Source organism: Halomonas daqiaonensis (genome assembly GCF_900109725.1).
GTDB lineage: Bacteria > Pseudomonadota > Gammaproteobacteria > Pseudomonadales > Halomonadaceae > Halomonas > Halomonas daqiaonensis.
Genome location: NZ_FOBC01000008.1, coordinates 29,673 through 45,302, shown reverse-complemented (window position 1 = coordinate 45,302; position 15,630 = coordinate 29,673). Strand labels below are relative to the sequence as shown.

14 protein-coding genes and 1 other RNA gene are annotated in these 15,630 nt (G+C 65.8%); 9 read left to right on the top strand and 6 right to left on the bottom strand.

What is annotated here, in order from left to right:
* Nucleotide 1: 1 nt before the first annotated feature.
* A complete protein-coding gene (locus tag BMY30_RS08130; protein WP_244516158.1) occupies nucleotides 2-1,141 on the top strand; it encodes a glycosyltransferase family 4 protein in 1,140 nt (379 codons plus the stop codon).
* Here the strand turns inward: BMY30_RS08130 and BMY30_RS08125 are convergent.
* Entirely contained in the window at nucleotides 1,111-1,749 is a 639-nt protein-coding gene (locus BMY30_RS08125; RefSeq protein ID WP_425283430.1) for a 3-deoxy-D-manno-octulosonic acid kinase, read from the bottom strand. The two genes, BMY30_RS08130 and BMY30_RS08125, sit on opposite strands and share 31 nt — an antisense overlap.
* A gap of 82 nt (nucleotides 1,750-1,831) precedes the next feature.
* Between BMY30_RS08125 and BMY30_RS08120 the strand changes: the two genes are divergently transcribed.
* Genes BMY30_RS08120 through waaA form a run of 3 tightly spaced genes read left to right on the top strand, consistent with a single transcriptional unit; the run spans nucleotide 1,832 to nucleotide 5,653 of the window.
* The gene (locus BMY30_RS08120) at nucleotides 1,832-2,932 is read left to right on the top strand and encodes a glycosyltransferase family 9 protein (protein WP_089712404.1); all 1,101 of its coding nucleotides are present in this window, start codon (nucleotides 1,832-1,834) and stop codon (nucleotides 2,930-2,932) included.
* Entirely contained in the window at nucleotides 2,922-4,352 is a 1,431-nt protein-coding gene (gene hldE / locus BMY30_RS08115) for a bifunctional D-glycero-beta-D-manno-heptose-7-phosphate kinase/D-glycero-beta-D-manno-heptose 1-phosphate adenylyltransferase HldE (RefSeq protein ID WP_089712402.1), read from the top strand. Before BMY30_RS08120 ends, hldE begins: the two co-directional genes overlap by 11 nt.
* A complete protein-coding gene (gene waaA / locus BMY30_RS08110; RefSeq protein ID WP_089712399.1) occupies nucleotides 4,352-5,653 on the top strand; it encodes a lipid IV(A) 3-deoxy-D-manno-octulosonic acid transferase in 1,302 nt (433 codons plus the stop codon). Before hldE ends, waaA begins: the two co-directional genes overlap by 1 nt.
* 21 nt (nucleotides 5,654-5,674) lie before the next feature.
* Here waaA and rpiA read toward each other — a convergent pair whose 3' ends face one another.
* A complete protein-coding gene (gene rpiA, locus BMY30_RS08105) occupies nucleotides 5,675-6,349 on the bottom strand; it encodes a ribose-5-phosphate isomerase RpiA (protein ID WP_089712398.1) in 675 nt (224 codons plus the stop codon).
* Nucleotides 6,350-6,505: 156 nt separating this feature from the next.
* Here rpiA and ilvA point away from each other — a divergent pair, with 156 nt between their 5' ends.
* Nucleotides 6,506-8,020 carry a threonine ammonia-lyase, biosynthetic gene (ilvA, locus tag BMY30_RS08100; RefSeq protein WP_089712396.1) on the top strand — a complete coding sequence of 505 codons (1,515 nt, stop codon included), beginning with the start codon at nucleotides 6,506-6,508 and terminating at the stop codon, nucleotides 8,018-8,020.
* A gap of 377 nt (nucleotides 8,021-8,397) precedes the next feature.
* On the opposite strand, the gene BMY30_RS08095 is transcribed toward ilvA, so the two are convergent.
* The 3 genes from BMY30_RS08095 to BMY30_RS08085 form a co-directional block, all read right to left on the bottom strand.
* Complete coding sequence (locus tag BMY30_RS08095; protein ID WP_089712394.1) at nucleotides 8,398-9,024, bottom strand: 5-formyltetrahydrofolate cyclo-ligase; 627 nt, start codon at nucleotides 9,022-9,024, stop codon at nucleotides 8,398-8,400.
* 9 nt (nucleotides 9,025-9,033) lie between these two features.
* A non-coding RNA gene (gene ssrS, locus BMY30_RS08090) (6S RNA) lies at nucleotides 9,034-9,218 on the bottom strand.
* Between the two features lie 53 nt (nucleotides 9,219-9,271).
* Entirely contained in the window at nucleotides 9,272-9,571 is a 300-nt protein-coding gene (locus BMY30_RS08085) for a cell division protein ZapA (RefSeq protein ID WP_089712392.1), read from the bottom strand.
* A 159-nt stretch (nucleotides 9,572-9,730) separates the two neighbouring features.
* Between BMY30_RS08085 and BMY30_RS08080 the strand changes: the two genes are divergently transcribed.
* The 4 genes from BMY30_RS08080 (at nucleotide 9,731) to BMY30_RS08065 (ending at nucleotide 14,329) form a co-directional block, all read left to right on the top strand.
* Nucleotides 9,731-10,309 carry a UPF0149 family protein gene (locus tag BMY30_RS08080; RefSeq protein WP_089712390.1) on the top strand — a complete coding sequence of 193 codons (579 nt, stop codon included), beginning with the start codon at nucleotides 9,731-9,733 and terminating at the stop codon, nucleotides 10,307-10,309.
* A gap of 35 nt (nucleotides 10,310-10,344) precedes the next feature.
* A complete protein-coding gene (gene pepP / locus BMY30_RS08075) occupies nucleotides 10,345-11,682 on the top strand; it encodes a Xaa-Pro aminopeptidase (RefSeq protein WP_089712388.1) in 1,338 nt (445 codons plus the stop codon).
* A 65-nt stretch (nucleotides 11,683-11,747) separates the two neighbouring features.
* On the top strand, nucleotides 11,748-12,953 hold the full coding sequence (gene ubiH / locus BMY30_RS08070) for a 2-octaprenyl-6-methoxyphenyl hydroxylase (protein WP_089712386.1): 1,206 nt from the start codon (nucleotides 11,748-11,750) through the stop codon (nucleotides 12,951-12,953).
* Nucleotides 12,954-13,057: 104 nt separating this feature from the next.
* Nucleotides 13,058-14,329, top strand: coding sequence for a UbiH/UbiF/VisC/COQ6 family ubiquinone biosynthesis hydroxylase (locus BMY30_RS08065; RefSeq protein ID WP_089712384.1), 1,272 nt, complete (start codon nucleotides 13,058-13,060; stop codon nucleotides 14,327-14,329).
* Here BMY30_RS08065 and BMY30_RS08060 read toward each other — a convergent pair.
* Nucleotides 14,307-15,611, bottom strand: coding sequence for a S41 family peptidase (locus BMY30_RS08060; protein ID WP_089712382.1), 1,305 nt, complete (start codon nucleotides 15,609-15,611; stop codon nucleotides 14,307-14,309). The genes BMY30_RS08065 and BMY30_RS08060 overlap by 23 nt on opposite strands.
* Nucleotides 15,612-15,630 lie beyond the last annotated feature (19 nt).

Below are 15,630 nucleotides of genomic sequence, written 5' to 3'. Positions count from 1 at the left end.
CTTGTTCCGCAAGGTCATGCATATCTGCCTCTCGAGCGGCTGGGGCGGACTTGAAATGTATTCGCCGCGCATTATACCCGAGCTTAGACGACAGGGGTGGGAGGTCCACGGCCTGGCGCTGGAGGGCTCACGGGTCGCTGCGAGTCTCGCCGAAGCCGGCATCACGCCGCTGACCATGGCCTCCCGTGGCCAGGCACTGTTGCGGGTGGGGCGACTGCTCAGGTACCTGAAGGCCCACGACATTCGGGTGCTGCATTGCCACAAGTCCAGCGACCTGCGCCTAGGGGCGCTACTGGTGACTCTGCGCCCCTCGCTATTGCTTTTCTTCACCGACCATATGGGGGTCACGCGGCCCAAGAAGGATCCCTACCATCGCTGGGCCTATGGCAAGGTGAGACGCCTCTTTTCCATCAGCGAGGCGACCCGTCGGCGCAACCTGACGGCCTTCCCGTTACCACCCGAGCGCATTCGCCGGCTCTATCTGGGCATCGATCCGGCACCTTATGTCCCGCGCCTCATCAACACCGAACGGCAAGCACTGCGTGACTCGCTAGATATTCCTCCGGGAGCTGTGGCGATCGGCCTGGCAGGCCGGCTGACGCCGGGCAAGGGGCAGGGTGTCTGGATTGAGGCACTGGCCAGGCTCACGGCGCGTCATCCGGCATTGGTATGGCACGGGGTGCTGATCGGTGGACTGACCGCCGGCGAGGGCAGTAGCGAGGCCTTCGTTGCCGAACTGCGCGGCCGGGTTGCCGAACTCGGCCTGGGAGAGAGGGTGACCTTCGCCGGCTTCAGGAGTGACCTGCCGAGGCTGTTCGAGGCCATCGACATTGTTTGTGTGCCGTCGCGCAACGAGGCTTTCGGCCTGACGGTGATCGAGGCAATGGCCGCCGGCAAGGCGGTTATTGGTGCCGACAGCGGAGCCATTCCTGAACTCATTGATGACGGGACGGGCCGTCTCGCTGCGCCGGATGACCCGGAGGCCTGGGCTGATGCCATTGGCGAGTTGACTGGCGACGCCGCACTGAGGGAACACCTGGGTGAAGCGGCTCGCCAGAAGGTGAATGCTCACTTTACCCTGAAGGCTCACGTGCAGGAGCTGGTGGAGGCCTATGCCGACGCCTTGAAGGGAGCGTCATAGCCGTCACGGATGGTCGCCATGGCCTCGATGGCGCCGAACTTCGCCAGGGAGCGCTCGAGCCGCTCTAAGTTGTCCGCTTGCCAGGTGCCCTTCGGGCGAAGCCGGCAGCGGTCCAGGTCGATTAGCCAGACTTTGCCCTCCGTGTCGACCAGCAGGTTACGGGCGTTGAGGTCCACATGATCCAGGCCGGCATTATGGAAGCGCCGGATGGTGGCGCCGACGCGTTCGATCAGCGCGGCGTCGGCATCGCCTCGTTTCAGGAGCTCCGACAGGGCACGGGCACCGGGAATGCGCACGGTGATCAGGGCGGCCTCGTAGACCAAGCCGTGTCGGGTAACGCCGGTGGCAACCGGGCGCGGCACAGGAAGTCCCTGGGCGTGCAAGCCAGCGGTGAGGTGAAACTCGCGAAAGGCGCGCGTTCGCTGCAAGCCGGTCCAGACATAGCGGCGCTCGCTCAATTGTGCGATCAGGCCGCCGCGGCGATAGGGGCGCAGTACCCACTCTTCCTTGCCGACAGCCAGAAACAAGCTGACACCACGGCCGGGCGCCTCGCCGACGACGAGCCCCCGTTGGCGCCAGGCATAGGGGTCGAGGAGGGCGGGGCCAATTTGTGGCGTCGAGTCGGCGTCACATACACTGTCAGCATCATATAGAATGATGCTCTTTCCCGTTCGATACGTTGCCAAGCGCATGAAGCATCCTCTGCCTGCCCGACCCCAGCATATCTGCGTACTGCGACTCTCTGCCCTGGGTGATGTCTGTAACCTGGTGCCGACGGTGCGTGCCCTGCAGCGCCAGTGGCCCGAGGCGCGGATCACCTGGGTCATCGGTAAGTCGGAGCACAGTCTACTGGCGGGCCTCTCCGGGGTCGAGTTCGTCGTCTATGACAAGACGACGGGGCTGACCGGCATGCGCGCCCTGTGGCGCGAACTGGCCGATACCCGTTTCGACGTGCTGCTGCACATGCAGCAGGCATTGCGCGCCAGCGTGCTCTCCCTGGGGCTCAAGGCCGATATCCGGGTAGGATACGACAAGGCTCGCGCCAAGGATGCCCAGCGCTGGTTCACCCATCGCCAGTTGCCCCCCCATCCCCGTGCCCATGTGCTGGAGTCCTTCCTGGACTTCGCACGCCTGTTAGGTGTCGAGGACCTTTCGCTGGTCTGGGACCTTCCGCTGCCCAAGGCTGCCTTCGAGGAGGCGAAGAGCATCACCGGAGAAGTTCCCTACTTATTGATCAGTCCTTGCAGCAGCATTCGTTTGCGCAACTTCCGCAACTGGTCCGCGGAAGGCTATGCGGCAGTGATCGAGCATGCCTGGCGCCAGCACGGGCTGATAACGGTGCTCACCGGGGGTGGCAGCACCCGGGAGCGTGAGATGGGAGAGCGTATCAAGGCCCTCGGTCCTGACGACGATGTGGTGATCGATGTCATCGGCGAGACCTCTCTCAAGGGGTTGCTGGCGCTGGTTGATGGCGCTCGGGCGGTGATTGCGCCGGATTCGGGCCCGGTACACATGGCCAACGCATTGAATAACCCCGTCGTGGGGCTTTACGCCACTTCCAATCTGCGCCGAACTGGACCCTATCTATGGCAAGAGTATGCCGTGGATGCCTATCCGGAGGCAGTACGCACTTATATGCACAAGGAGCCTGCGGACCTCCCCTGGGGCCAGCGAGTCCGTCACCCTGATGCGATGTCGCTGATTCGTGCCGAGGATGTGATTGAGCGCCTAGAGGCCGTGCTGGCCCTCCCCAAGACACCACAGGACATGGAGTCCCCCGATGAAGCTTGATCTGACGGCCCTGGAGCGCTCCCGACTGCTGGTGGTGGGCGATGTCATGCTCGATCGCTACTGGCATGGCGGCACTTCACGTATCTCGCCTGAAGCGCCGGTCCCGGTGGTCCGGGTCGATGAGTCCGAGGACCGCCCCGGCGGAGCCGCCAACGTGGCTCTCAACATCGCCTCGCTGGGCGCTCATGCCGCCCTGGCAGGCCTGGTCGGCGACGATGACAATGCCGACCGGCTGGCTTCCCGGCTGGATGATGTCGGAGTGAGCACTCACTTTGAACGCAGCCCGGGTATTCCCACGATCACTAAGCTGCGGGTGATGAGCCGCAACCAACAGTTGATCCGCCTGGACTTCGAGGAGGGGCTCGGCGACGTCGACACTACCGGGCTGCTCGCGAAGGTCGAGGCTGCCCTGCCCGACTGCGATCTGGTGATTCTCTCCGACTACGGGAAGGGAACCCTGAACCGGATCGAGGAACTGATCCGGCTGGTCAAGGCAGCCGGCAAGCGGGTGCTAGTGGATCCCAAGGGCAGCAACTTCCAGCGCTATCGTGGGGCCAGCGTGATCACCCCCAACCTGGGTGAATTCGAGACGGTGGTAGGCCACTGCCGTGATGACGCTGAGCTCTCCACCAAGGGCGAAGCGCTGGTCGCCGAGCTGGAGTTAGAGGCGTTGCTGATCACACGCAGCGAGAAGGGGATGACGCTGATTCGTGAGGGGCACGAGCCGCTGCACCTGCCCACCCGGGCCCGCGAGGTCTTCGACGTCACCGGGGCGGGCGACACCGTGATCGGCGTGCTGGGCCTGGCGCTGGCGGCCGGGCACGGCTTCGCCGAAGCGATGACCCTGGCCAACCTGGCCGCCGGCCTGGTGGTGGCCAAGCCCGGCACCGCTACCCTGTCCATTGCCGAGCTTTATACCGCCCTGCATGGTGACAAGCTGGCCGAGTTCGGGGTGATAGAGGAGCCGACGCTGATCGAGGCCGTGCGTGCCGCCCAGGCCCGCGGCGAGCGGGTGGTGATGACCAATGGCTGCTTCGACATCCTGCACGCTGGTCACGTCGCCTACCTGGAGCAGGCCCGTCGCCTCGGCGACCGTCTGGTGGTGGCGGTCAATGACGATGCCTCCATTGGCCGCCTCAAGGGCCCCAAGCGGCCCATCAATCCCCTTGCGCGGCGCATGCAGGTGCTGGCCGGCCTGGGTGCCGTCGACTGGGTGGTGCCCTTCGGCGAGGACACCCCTCAGCGGCTGATCGAAGCGGTGCTGCCGGACGTACTGGTCAAGGGCGGTGACTATCACCCCGAGGAAATCGCCGGCGGTGCGGCCGTCCGCGCGGCGGGAGGCGAGGTCAGGGTGCTGGGCTTCGAGGATGGCGTTTCCACCACGGCGATGATCTCCACCATCCTCGATCGCGAGACCTGATGTCGGTGTCACGCCCTTGGGTCCGTCGGGGCTATTCGGCGGTCCTCTACCTCCTCGCGCCGCTGATCTGGCATCGCGTCTGGCGCGAGCAGCTGGCCGGGCGGCCGCGTCGCGAGCGGCTGGGCCTCATCCCGCCTTCCGGTATGGTGGAACGCACACTCTGGCTGCACTGCGCCTCGGTGGGCGAGGTGCAGGCTGCCCACCCCTTGATCGAGGCGCTCGGTGAACGCTTGCCCGATCACCGCCTGGTCATTACCACCATGACGGCGACCGGGGCCGAACGGGTGCTGGCGCTGGCCGGCAATCCGCAAATTTCAAGGGTTAGAGGCGAAGTGAGTCATCACTTCGTTCCGCTGGACTTCCCCGGCGCAGCCCGCCGCTTCGTCGCCCGGTTACGGCCCGAACTCGCCATCTTCTTCGAGACCGAGCTCTGGCCCAACCTGTTGGCCGCCTGCGATCGCTCGGGCGTGCCGGTGGCGGTGGTCAACGGCCGCCTCTCGCCCCGCGCCTTTCGTGGCTATCACCGATTGCGCCCGCTGATGGAGGAGGCCCTGAGCCATGTGGCCTGGCTGGCGGCCAAGTCCGAGGACGACGCCCAGCGATTCGCTGACCTGGGCATGTCGGGGGAACGTACTTCGGTGGTGGGCTCTCTGAAATTCGATATCGGCCCAAGCGAAGAGGCCCAGAAGGTAAGTGAGTATTTGCAAACCAAGCTCGGTCCTCGACCGGTCTGGGTGGCTGGCTCCACCCACCCCGGCGAGGATGAGCAGGTGCTTGCCGCCCATGCCCGCCTGCGTGAGCGGCTTTCCGATGCGTTACTGGTCCTGGTGCCTCGCCATCCCCGTCGCTTCGACGCCGTGGCTGCGCTGTGCCGCCAGGCGGGGATGAGGCTGTCGCGCCGCTCACGCGACGAGTGGCCTGGAGACGAAACAGCCATCTACCTGGGGGACACCATGGGCGAGCTCCTGGCACTCTATGGTGCTGCGGACCTGGCCTTCGTGGGTGGCAGCCTGGTGCCCATCGGCGGACACAACCTGCTGGAGCCGGCCGCCCTGGGCATTCCGGTGCTCACCGGCCCAGCGCTGGCCAACTTCGAGGATGTGGCCGAGGTAATGCGCGAGGCCGGTGCCCTAGTGGAGGTCGATGATGCCGAGACGCTGGCTGCCGAGCTGCTGCGCCTGTTCGGCGACCGAGAAGAGTGTCAACGTCTCGCCGTGGCCGGCCGTGGGGTAGTCGCTGACAACCGTGGGGCCCTTGCGCGCACTATGGAAGGCCTGAAAAGCCTTTTACATGCGAAGTAAGTGATCACTTCAACCTGCTGATCAGGTGGGCAGCAGGCGCTCGACGCCCTGCTGGGTGCCCAGCAGCAGCACATCGGCACCGCGTGCCGCGAACAGGCCGTTGGTAACCACGCCGACGATGGCGTTGAGTCGTGCCTCCATGCTTACCGGATCGTCGATCATGAACTCGAAACAGTCGATGATCTGATTGCCGTTGTCGGTAACCACTCCCTGGCGGTAGACCGGCTCGGCTCCCAGCTTGACCAGTTCCCTGGCCACGTAGGAGCGAGCCATGGGGATTACCTCCACCGGTAGCGGAAAGTGTCCCAGTCGCTCGACCTTCTTGGAGGCGTCGGCGATGCAGATGAAGCGTTCGGCACAGGCGGCGACGACCTTCTCCCGGGTCAGGGCTGCGCCACCCCCCTTGATCATGTGGAAGTGAGCGTTTACTTCGTCGGCTCCATCGATGTAGAAGGGCACGGTACCGGCCTCGTTGAGCTCGAAGACCTCGATGCCGTGGCTGCGCAGGCGCTGGGCACTGGCCTCGGAGCTGGCCACGGCACCGCGGAAGTCATGGCGCAGGTCCGCCAGCCGGTCGATGAAGCGGTTCGCGGTGGAGCCGGTGCCGATGCCGAGGATGGTGTCGCGCTCGAGACGGGGGCGGATCTCGTCGATGGCCGCGGCGGCCACGGCGTCCTTGAGTTCGTCCTGGGTCATGTGGTGCTCGCTGTCGGGTGGATGGCGAATGCCGCGCCATTATAGGCGATGCCGGTGGTAGGTGCTGGACGCCATGGCTGCCACAATGCTACCAATAGGGGTTCTCTGCAGCGCAGCAACATCTGCCGCCCCGCGTCACGCCTCTGGGATATCAGGATGCTCGAAGCTACCGTCAAGAAGATTCTCCAGGCCCGGGTCTATGAAGCCGCCCGGGAAACGCCGATCTCCCCGGCCCCCTTCCTTTCTCGCCGTTTCAACAACCAGATCCTGATCAAGCGCGAGGACCTGCAGCCGGTCTACTCCTTCAAGATCCGTGGGGCCTACAACAAGATGGCCCAGCTCAGCGAGGCGCAGAAGGCCCAGGGCGTGATTGCCGCCTCGGCGGGTAACCATGCCCAGGGGCTGGCGATGGCGGCCAAGCTGATGGGCGTCAAGGCGGTGATCGTGATGCCGCGCATCACGCCGGAGATCAAGGTCCAGGCGGTGCGAGCACGGGGCGCCAAGGTAGTGCTCAAGGGCGATGCCTTCGCCGAGGCGGCGGCGCATGCCCAGGAGCTGATCGCCGAGCACGGCTACACCTACATCCCGCCCTTCGACGACATCGATGTCATCGCCGGCCAGGGCACCATTGCCGTTGAGATCCTGCGCCAGCATGGCGGACCGATCGATGCCATCTTCGTGCCGGTGGGCGGCGGCGGCCTGATCGCCGGCATGGCCGCCTACATCAAGTATCTGCGGCCCGAGATCAAGGTGATCGGAGTGGAGTCCGAGGACAGCGCTTGCCTCAAGGCGGCGCTGTCTGCCGGAGAGCGCGTGGTACTGGACCAGGTCGGTGTCTTCGCCGAGGGTGTGGCCGTTGCCCAGATCGGCGAGGCACCCTTCTCGATCATTCGCGACCTGATCGACGACGTCATCACCGTCAACACCGACGAGATGTGTGCCGCGGTAAAGGATATCTTCGAGGATACACGGGCGGTCTCCGAGACCTCCGGGGCGCTCTCGCTGGCGGGCCTCAAGAAGTATATCCAGCAGACCGGGGCCGAGCACCAGACGCTGGTCTGCATCAACTCCGGAGCCAACACCAACTTCGATCGCCTGCAGCACATCGCCGAGCGCACCGAGCTGGGCGAGCAGCGCGAGGCGATCCTTGCCGTGACCATCCCCGAGAAGCCCGGCAGCTTCAAGAAGTTCTGCCGCACCATCGGCAAGCGGATGGTCACTGAGTTCAACTATCGCTATGCGGACCCGGATAAGGCCCACATCTTCGTCGGTGTCCAGGTGAAGCCCGGCGGCGAGGACCGCCAGGCGGTGATCGACAGGCTACGCGGCGCCGGCTACCCGGTGGAGGACCTTACCGACAACGAATTAGCCAAACTGCATATTCGTCACCTGGGAGGCGGCCGGCCGAAGGAGCATTTCGACGAGGAGGTCTACCGCTTCGAGTTCCCGGAACGTCCCGGAGCGCTGATGAACTTTCTCACCCATCTGCCCCATGACTGGAACATCTCGCTGTTCCACTATCGCAATCACGGGGCCGCCTATGGCCGGGTGCTGGTGGGCATGCAGGTACCCAATGGCGACCGCACCCACGTCGAGGAGTACTTCGACGATATCGGCTATCGCTACTGGAAGGAGAGCGACAACCCGGCCTACCGCCTCTTCATGGCCTGACGCTGTCCAATCCTAGAGATGGCGAGTGAGCGCTGACTCACCGTGCAGCCTGGATCGTCCGAGTGTTTAAAAATGTAACACCCCAAGGTTGCCGGTTGTCATACGTGGGAGGGAGGCCCTATAGTCATTGCGTTACCGCTCCCACCCGCGGTGACAAGATAACAACTTCCATCATGACCCTCGCGGTCCTGTCTCCCACGGAGTCGACAATGAAGCGCAAGCCCGATCTGGTCATGGCACTGGTGCTGTTTTTCGGCATCGGAGTTGTGGTAACTGGCTATGCCCAGGCGCTGGCGGGCGGCTGATTTGCCCCGAACCGCCTTATGACGACGGCCGATGCGGATGCATCGGCCGTCGTCGTTTGTGGGGGGCTTCCCTCAAGGGCGAATCACCCGGGCATCAGTGACGATGGCGTCCAGGGGCACGTCCCAGGGAGCAGCGGGGAGACGCTCGACCCGCTGGCAGTCGTGGGCCAGGCCGATCAGCCGCGGGCGTGGCCCCGGTCGCCGGGTGAAGGCCAGGGTACGGTCATAGAAGCCGCCGCCCATGCCCATGCGCTGTCCTCGGTCATCGAAGCCCACCAGCGGCAGCAGGATCATATCGAGTGCCCAGGCCGGTTTGCGCCGCGCGCGATGTGCCCCGTGGCGTGTCTCGGGCTCCGGGATGCCGTAGCGGTTGGCGATCATGGGCGTTCCCGAATGGTAGTGCACGAACCACAGCTGGTTGCTGGAGAGCGGCTTGAGGACCGGCAAGTAGACGCGGGTGCCGCGGCGCTCGAGCCAGGGAATCAGCGGGGTGGGATCGATCTCGCCGTCATTGGGCAGGTAGAGGGCCACGCGACGGGCACGCTGGATATCGGGTAGCTGTCGCAAGTGTCGGCAGAGACGCTCGGCGGCGTCACGGCGAGCCTTGGCGCTCAACGCGCGTCGGCGATGACGCAATTCACGTCTTAGCCGGCGACGGGTGTCCTCGGTCAGGGCGGCGGTATCCTGCATGTGAGTCATGTCGGATCAGGGTTCCCCAGAGTGCCGCTGTCGTTCTGGCCCTTGAACCCAGTGGTTCAAGGTGGGTGGCCGCAGCCGAACCGTCAGGCTTTCCGACGCACGGACGTGCACACGGGTCCGGCTAGCATTTGGCCCCCTGGGTAATGCTCATAGGCTCGAGGGACTATAACGACTGGCAAACACCCCAGGGAACTTCTTTATCCTACCAGAGGCACCGGCGGGGCCACAAAGGGATGTTGGTATCGGTTCAGCGGGCGGGCATGGCGTCCAGCGCCTTCTCGAGGCGGGCATTGAGCTCGTTGAGGCTCTGCTCACCGGCGCGCTGGTCGTCCAGGGCCTCGAGCAGCTCATGGGCGATGTTGAGGGCCGCCATGATGGCGATCTTTTCGCGGTCGATCACTCGGCCACGTGAGTGGATGCCCTGCATGGCGCGGTCGAGATAGCGGGCGGCACGCTCCAGCTTGTCCTGCTCCTCCGGCGGGCAGGCGATGACATAGCTGCGCTCCAGGAGGGTGATCTCGGTGGTGGGCCGTGTAGGCTCGGTCATGGCAGGCTCCGGAAAGGGCCAGGGAGAGAATCGCACGCCGGGTGCGCGTCACGGGGAGCCGATGCGTTAACATCGAGCCAAAGAACGAATGTCAGCCACTATAAGAGAGCCGTTTGCGGGTGGTCAACGCGCCCGACGGCCCCACCATCGGATCTTGCCATGTCATTGATCAACGAACGCCAGGACTTCTCCACCATTGCCGACACTTTCCTGCTTCACGGCAGCATGCAGTCGCCGGCCTTCCTCGATGGGCGCCTCTCTGCCGAGCTTGCGCTGCATGACCTCACCCCCGAGGCATGGTTGGAGGAGGTCTGCCTGAGTCTCGGCGTCGACCAGCCCCGCGACGAACCGAGCGCCGAGCGGCTGCTGGGCTGGCGTCGCCAGACCCTCGAGGCCCTTTCAGCTGCAGAGCTCAACTTCGAGCCCCTGCTGCCGGACGATCTCTTCTCCCTGGGTGAACGCGCCCTGGGCCTGCAGGAGTGGACCCTTGGCTTCCTCGAGGTGGTGGCCGATGCCGGCGAAGAGCAGCGCCGTGCCTGGTCGCCGGCCCTGCGCGAGGCCCTCGAGGATCTCGAGGGCCTGACGGGAATCGAGACCGATATCGAGGACGATCCGGAGAACGAGAACGATCTCTTCGCGCTCACCGAGCATGCGCGCATGGCCGCCATGTTGCTCTATACCGAGCAGCATCCCGGCAAGCCCCAGGTCGAGCAGGTCGATGAGCCCACTCATCACTGAGGTCGGCCAGAGAACCCACCCATCCAGGAGCCGCGATGCATCCCGAGACCCTGCCCCGTCCCGCCCCGATCACCAATGACGAATACCGCGCCCGTCGTCGGGCGCTGATGGACCAGCTGCCCGTTGGTAGCGCCGTTCTGCTGCCCGGTGCTGCGCTGGTTACTCGATCACGGGACAGCGAGTTCCCCTTCCGCCAGGACAGCGATTTCCACTACCTGACCGGTTTCCTCGAGCCGGAGGCCCTGCTGCTGTTGCTACCGGGACGGGAAGCCGGCGAGAGCGTGCTGTTCTGCCAGGATCGTGATCAGACCCTGGAAGCCTGGACCGGCATCCGCCTGGGTGCCGAGGGCACCATGCGTGAGCATGGTATCGACCAGGCCTTCGAGAATGCCGAGCGCGAGGAGCGGTTGGCCGAGCTGCTCGACGGTCGTCACTCGCTCTACCTGCCCCTGGGCGATGCCGAGGCCCTGTCGCTCGCCGAGGAGGTGCGCGGCGAACTGGCCGAGCGCTCGCGTCGCGGGGCGGTGGCACCATCGGCCTTCGCCGACGTCAGTGCGCTGATCCACGAGCAGCGCCTGTGCAAGAGCGAGGCGGAGCTGGCCTTGATGCGCCATGCCGGGGAGATTTCCGCTCGGGCCCATGTGCGGGCCATGCGCGCGGCGAGGCCGGGGCTCATGGAGTGGCAGCTGCAGGCCGAACTCGAGCACGAGTTCCGTTGGCAGGGCGGCAGCGGTCCGGCCTACGCCAGCATCGTCGGTGGCGGCCTCAATGCCTGTGTGCTGCACTACATCGAGAATCGGGCCCCTCTGGAAGAGGATGCCCTGGTGCTGATCGATGCCGGCGCCGAGTTTGATCTCTATGCCGGCGACATCACCCGCACCTTCCCGGTCAACGGCCGCTTCTCCGAGGCCCAGCGGGCCCTCTATGAGGTAGTGTTGGCCGCCCAGGAGCGCGCTGTCGCCGCGGTTCGTCCCGGCGTGACCCTGGCGATGATCCACGAGGGTGTGGTGCACGACCTCACCGCCGGCCTCGTTCAGTTGGGGCTGTTGGAGGGCGAGGTCCAGGCACGTATCGATGATGGCGGCTACAAGCGCTTCTACCTGCACTCGACGTCCCATTGGCTGGGGCTCGACGTGCATGACGTGGGTACCTATCGCCTAGAGGGCCAGCCTCGCGCTCTGCTGCCCGGCATGGTGCTCACCGTGGAGCCCGGCCTCTACGTGCCCGCCGACGACGACCTGCCCGAGAGCTTCCGCGGCATCGGTATCCGTATCGAGGACGACGTGGTGGTGACTGCCGAGGGCCACGAGGTGCTGACCGCGGATGTGCCCAAGCGAGTGGCGGATATCGAAGCCCTGATGGACAGGAATTGACCGGCGGAGGAGTGCTCGGAAATGCCTTTATGTAATGTACGTTATGGGATAAAGGGGGTCACGCCATGACATCTCAGCCGCGGGTGGATATCGCGATCATCGGCGGCGGCTTGGTGGGGGCCAGCCTGGGTTGCGCACTGGCCTCGCTGGTCGAGCGGGCGGGGCTCAGGGTGGCGGTGATCGAAGCAGCGCCCTTGCCGCCAATGCAGAACGAGCCCTGGCAGCCCAGTTTCGATGCTCGGGCCAGCGCCATCGCCGGTGGCTCCGCCCGGCATTTCGCGAGCATGGGTGTCTGGGACAGCATGGCCGAGATGGCCGCTCCGATCCGCACCATCCACGTCAGCGAACGGGGCCGACTTGGTGTGGCGCGGCTGCGCGCCATGGAACTGGGAGTCGAGGCGCTGGGTCATGTGATCCCCAATGCCTGGATGGGCCGAGTGCTGCATGGCCGGCTGAGCGAGCTACCGTTAGCCTGGCACTGCCCTGCCAAGGTCGAGTCGATCCACCCTGTCGCCGAGGGATATCGGCTGCAACTGTCGGATGGCAATGTGCTGGAGGCCGGGTTGACGGTACTCGCCGACGGTGGACGCTCGGGGCTCAAGGAGCGGCTGGGGATCGAGAGCCACGAACGGCCCTACGACCAGGTGGCGTTGATCGCAAGCGTCGAGGTCAGTCGCCCCCATGGGGGCGTCGCTTACGAGCGGTTCACGTCAGCGGGACCCATCGCACTTCTGCCGCTCCAGGGCCAGGCCATGGAACTGGTATGGACCCACGAACGTGGTCAGGAGGGGCGCCGCCTGGCACTCTCGGATGGCGATTTCCTGGCCGAGCTGCAGCAGGCCTTCGGCGACAGGGCCGGGCATTTCCGACGGGTCGGCCGTCGCCATGCCTACCCGCTGTCGCTGATTACCGCCCGCGAGACCGTTCGCCCTGGCCTGGCCATACTGGGGAATGCGGCTCATGCCCTGCACCCGGTAGCCGGCCAGGGCTTCAACCTGGCGCTGCGTGGGGTCATGGATCTGGTGGTCGCCATCGAGGCCGGTATCAAGCGCAGCGCGAGCCCGGGGAGCACGGCAGTACTCCAGGATTTCGAGGCGCGCCGAGACGCCGACCGTGACAACGTCATCCGTTTCAGCGACGGCCTGATTCGCCTGTTCGGGCTCGACCTTCCCCTGCTCTCTCACGCACGTGCGGCAGGCCTGGTAGGGCTGAACCTGGTAGGGCCGCTGCGTCGCGGCCTGGCCCGTCGGGCCATGGGAATGGAAAGATAGCGACTGGAACAGCAGGCGAAGTTAACGAGAGGGGCGCGAAGGTTGGGCATCGACAGGATGAACAGACAGGATGGCCGACAGGGCCATCATGGGGAGCAGAGGTCATGAGCGCAGCACAGGGATGGGCATCATCGCCCTTCGAGGTGATCATCGTTGGTGGTGGCATGGTGGGTACGGCCCTGGCCTGTCTGTTGGGTCGTGCCGGGCTGGCGGTGGCGGTACTGGATGCCCGCGAGGCACCGCTCGACCGCGGCGCCGTGGGCAAAGGGCCGCCCTCCATGCGGGTCAGTGCCCTGACCCCGGTATCGCAGCAACTGCTGGAGGGGGTGGGTGCCTGGGCATGGATGGCCTCGCGCCGGGTGAGCCCCTACCGCTTCATGCAGGTCTGGGATGGCGAGGGCAGCGGCGAGGTGAACTTCTCCGCTGAGCAGGCCGGAGTGCCGGTGCTGGGGCACATCGTCGAGAACGACGTCACCCTGGCGGCGCTGGAGGCTTGTCTGACCAAGCTGCCGAGCGTTCAGGTGCGCTACGGCGCCCGGGTGGCCGGGCTCGAGACGGGCAACACCGGGCGGACGGTGTTGCTGGAGGATGGCAGCCGGCTGACGGCCCCTCTGGTGGTAGCCGCCGACGGTGCTCGCTCACCGCTGCGCACGATGGCGGGCATCGACGTCAACTCCCGGGACACCGGCCAGGTGGCGGTGGTCACCACGGTACGCACGCCACGCCCCCATGGAGGCGTGGCGCGTCAGGTCTTTCTGCCCACGGGTCCGCTGGCCTTCCTGCCGCTGCGTATCGAGGACGACGACCATCACTGCTCTATCGTCTGGTCCACTACGCCGGCGGAGGCCGAGCGCCTGATGGACCTGCCCCGGCAAGCAATGGGGGTTGAATTGGCAAGCGCGATCGATCATCGACTGGGTGAAGTGACGGTAACCGACCGGGCGCTGGCGGTGCCGCTCACACAGCGCCATGCCGAGCGCTATGTGCAGCCTGGCTTCGCCCTGGTGGGAGACGCAGCGCACAGCATCCACCCCCTGGCGGGCCAAGGGGTCAATCTGGGATTGATGGATGCGGCGGTGCTTGCCGAGGAGCTGGTTACCGCCCGACGTCGAGGGCTGTCTCCGGGCGAGGAGCACATATTGGGGCGCTACGCCCGGCGGCGGCGCGGCGACAATGCCGCCATGCTGGCGTTGATGGACGGCTTCCGGCTGCTGTTCGGGGCACGCCACCCGGCGCTCACGCTGGCGCGTAACCTGGGGCTCTCGGGCGTCGACCGGCTGGGTCCGCTGAAGCGACTACTGATGCAGCAGGCGACGGGACATCGCGGCCGCCTGCCTTATGCCTGTCGCGCCCTCAGCCGCCGCGACGCTGGCTGAGCACGTTGAGCGCCTTGAGTAGGTTGAGAGCCTCGCCGAGCTGGTAATCCTCGCGCAGGCGCTCGCTCATCTCGCTGCGGGTTCGCTGCTCGTCCGGGGACTGCAGGTGGCCCTCCAGATCCGATTCGCGCACGTCCAGGCCACTGCCCTCGGCTACCTCCAGGCGGCCGCGGATCACTTCCACATCGGGCTCGATACCCTGAGCTTGGATCGAGCGGCCATCGGGGGTGAAGTAGAGAGCGGTGGTCAGCTTGAGCCCTTCGCCGTTTCCCAGCGGCATGATCTGCTGCACCGAGCCCTTGCCGAAACTGGCGGTGCCCATCACCACGCCGCGGCGCTGATCCTGGAGGGCGCCGGCGACGATCTCCGCCGCCGAGGCGCTGCCGCCATTGATCAGTATCACCAGCGGAACGTCGGCCGCCACTGTCTCGCGACCAGCCGAGAAGCGCATCTCGCTGTCCGGTAGGCGCCCCTCGGTGTAGACGATCAGCCCCTCGTCGAGGAAGGCGTCGGCCACGTCCACCGCGGCCTGCAGCACCCCACCGGGATTGTTGCGAAGGTCGAGCACCAGGCCCTTGAGCGGCGCGTCGCGCTCCAGTCGGCGGATGGCGCTGGCGACCTGCTCGCCGGTGCGAGTCTGGAACTGGCTGACCCTCAGGTAGCCATAGCCCGCCTCCAGCAGCTCGCTCTTTACGCTCTGTGTACGGATGATCTCACGGGTCAGGGTAACCTCCAGCGGGGCGCTCTCGCCCTGGCGCAGGATGGTCAGTCGGATCTCGGTGCCGGGATCACCGCGCATCAGGTTGACCGCTTCCTGCAGAGAGAGCCGGTCGGTTGGCGTGTCATCGATGCGCAGGATCTTGTCGCGCGACTGCAGGCCGGCCCGGGAGGCTGGCGTGTCGTCGATAGGGGTGATCACCGTCAGTTGGCCATCCTCCATGCCCACCTCGATGCCTATTCCGCCGAATTCCCCCTGGGTGGATTCGCGTAGGCTCTCGAACTCCTCGCTGTCCAGGTAGGCGGAATGGGGGTCGAGCTCGCTGAGCATGCCGCGCATGGCATTACGCAGCAGGTCGGCATCCTCGACCTCCTTCACGTAGGCACGCTTGATGCGCTCGAACACCTCGGCGAAGGCCTGGATCTCGGCCACCGGCAGGTCATCCTCCTCGCTCTGGCTCTGTGCGGCGGCGGGAAGGGGGGCAAGTGCCAGCAGGGCGGCCGGCAGCAGTGCCGACACCAGGCGGCGCATCGCGATGGGCAGAGCGGTGGGACGTAGGGGCATGCAGATTCTCGCGGTTCCG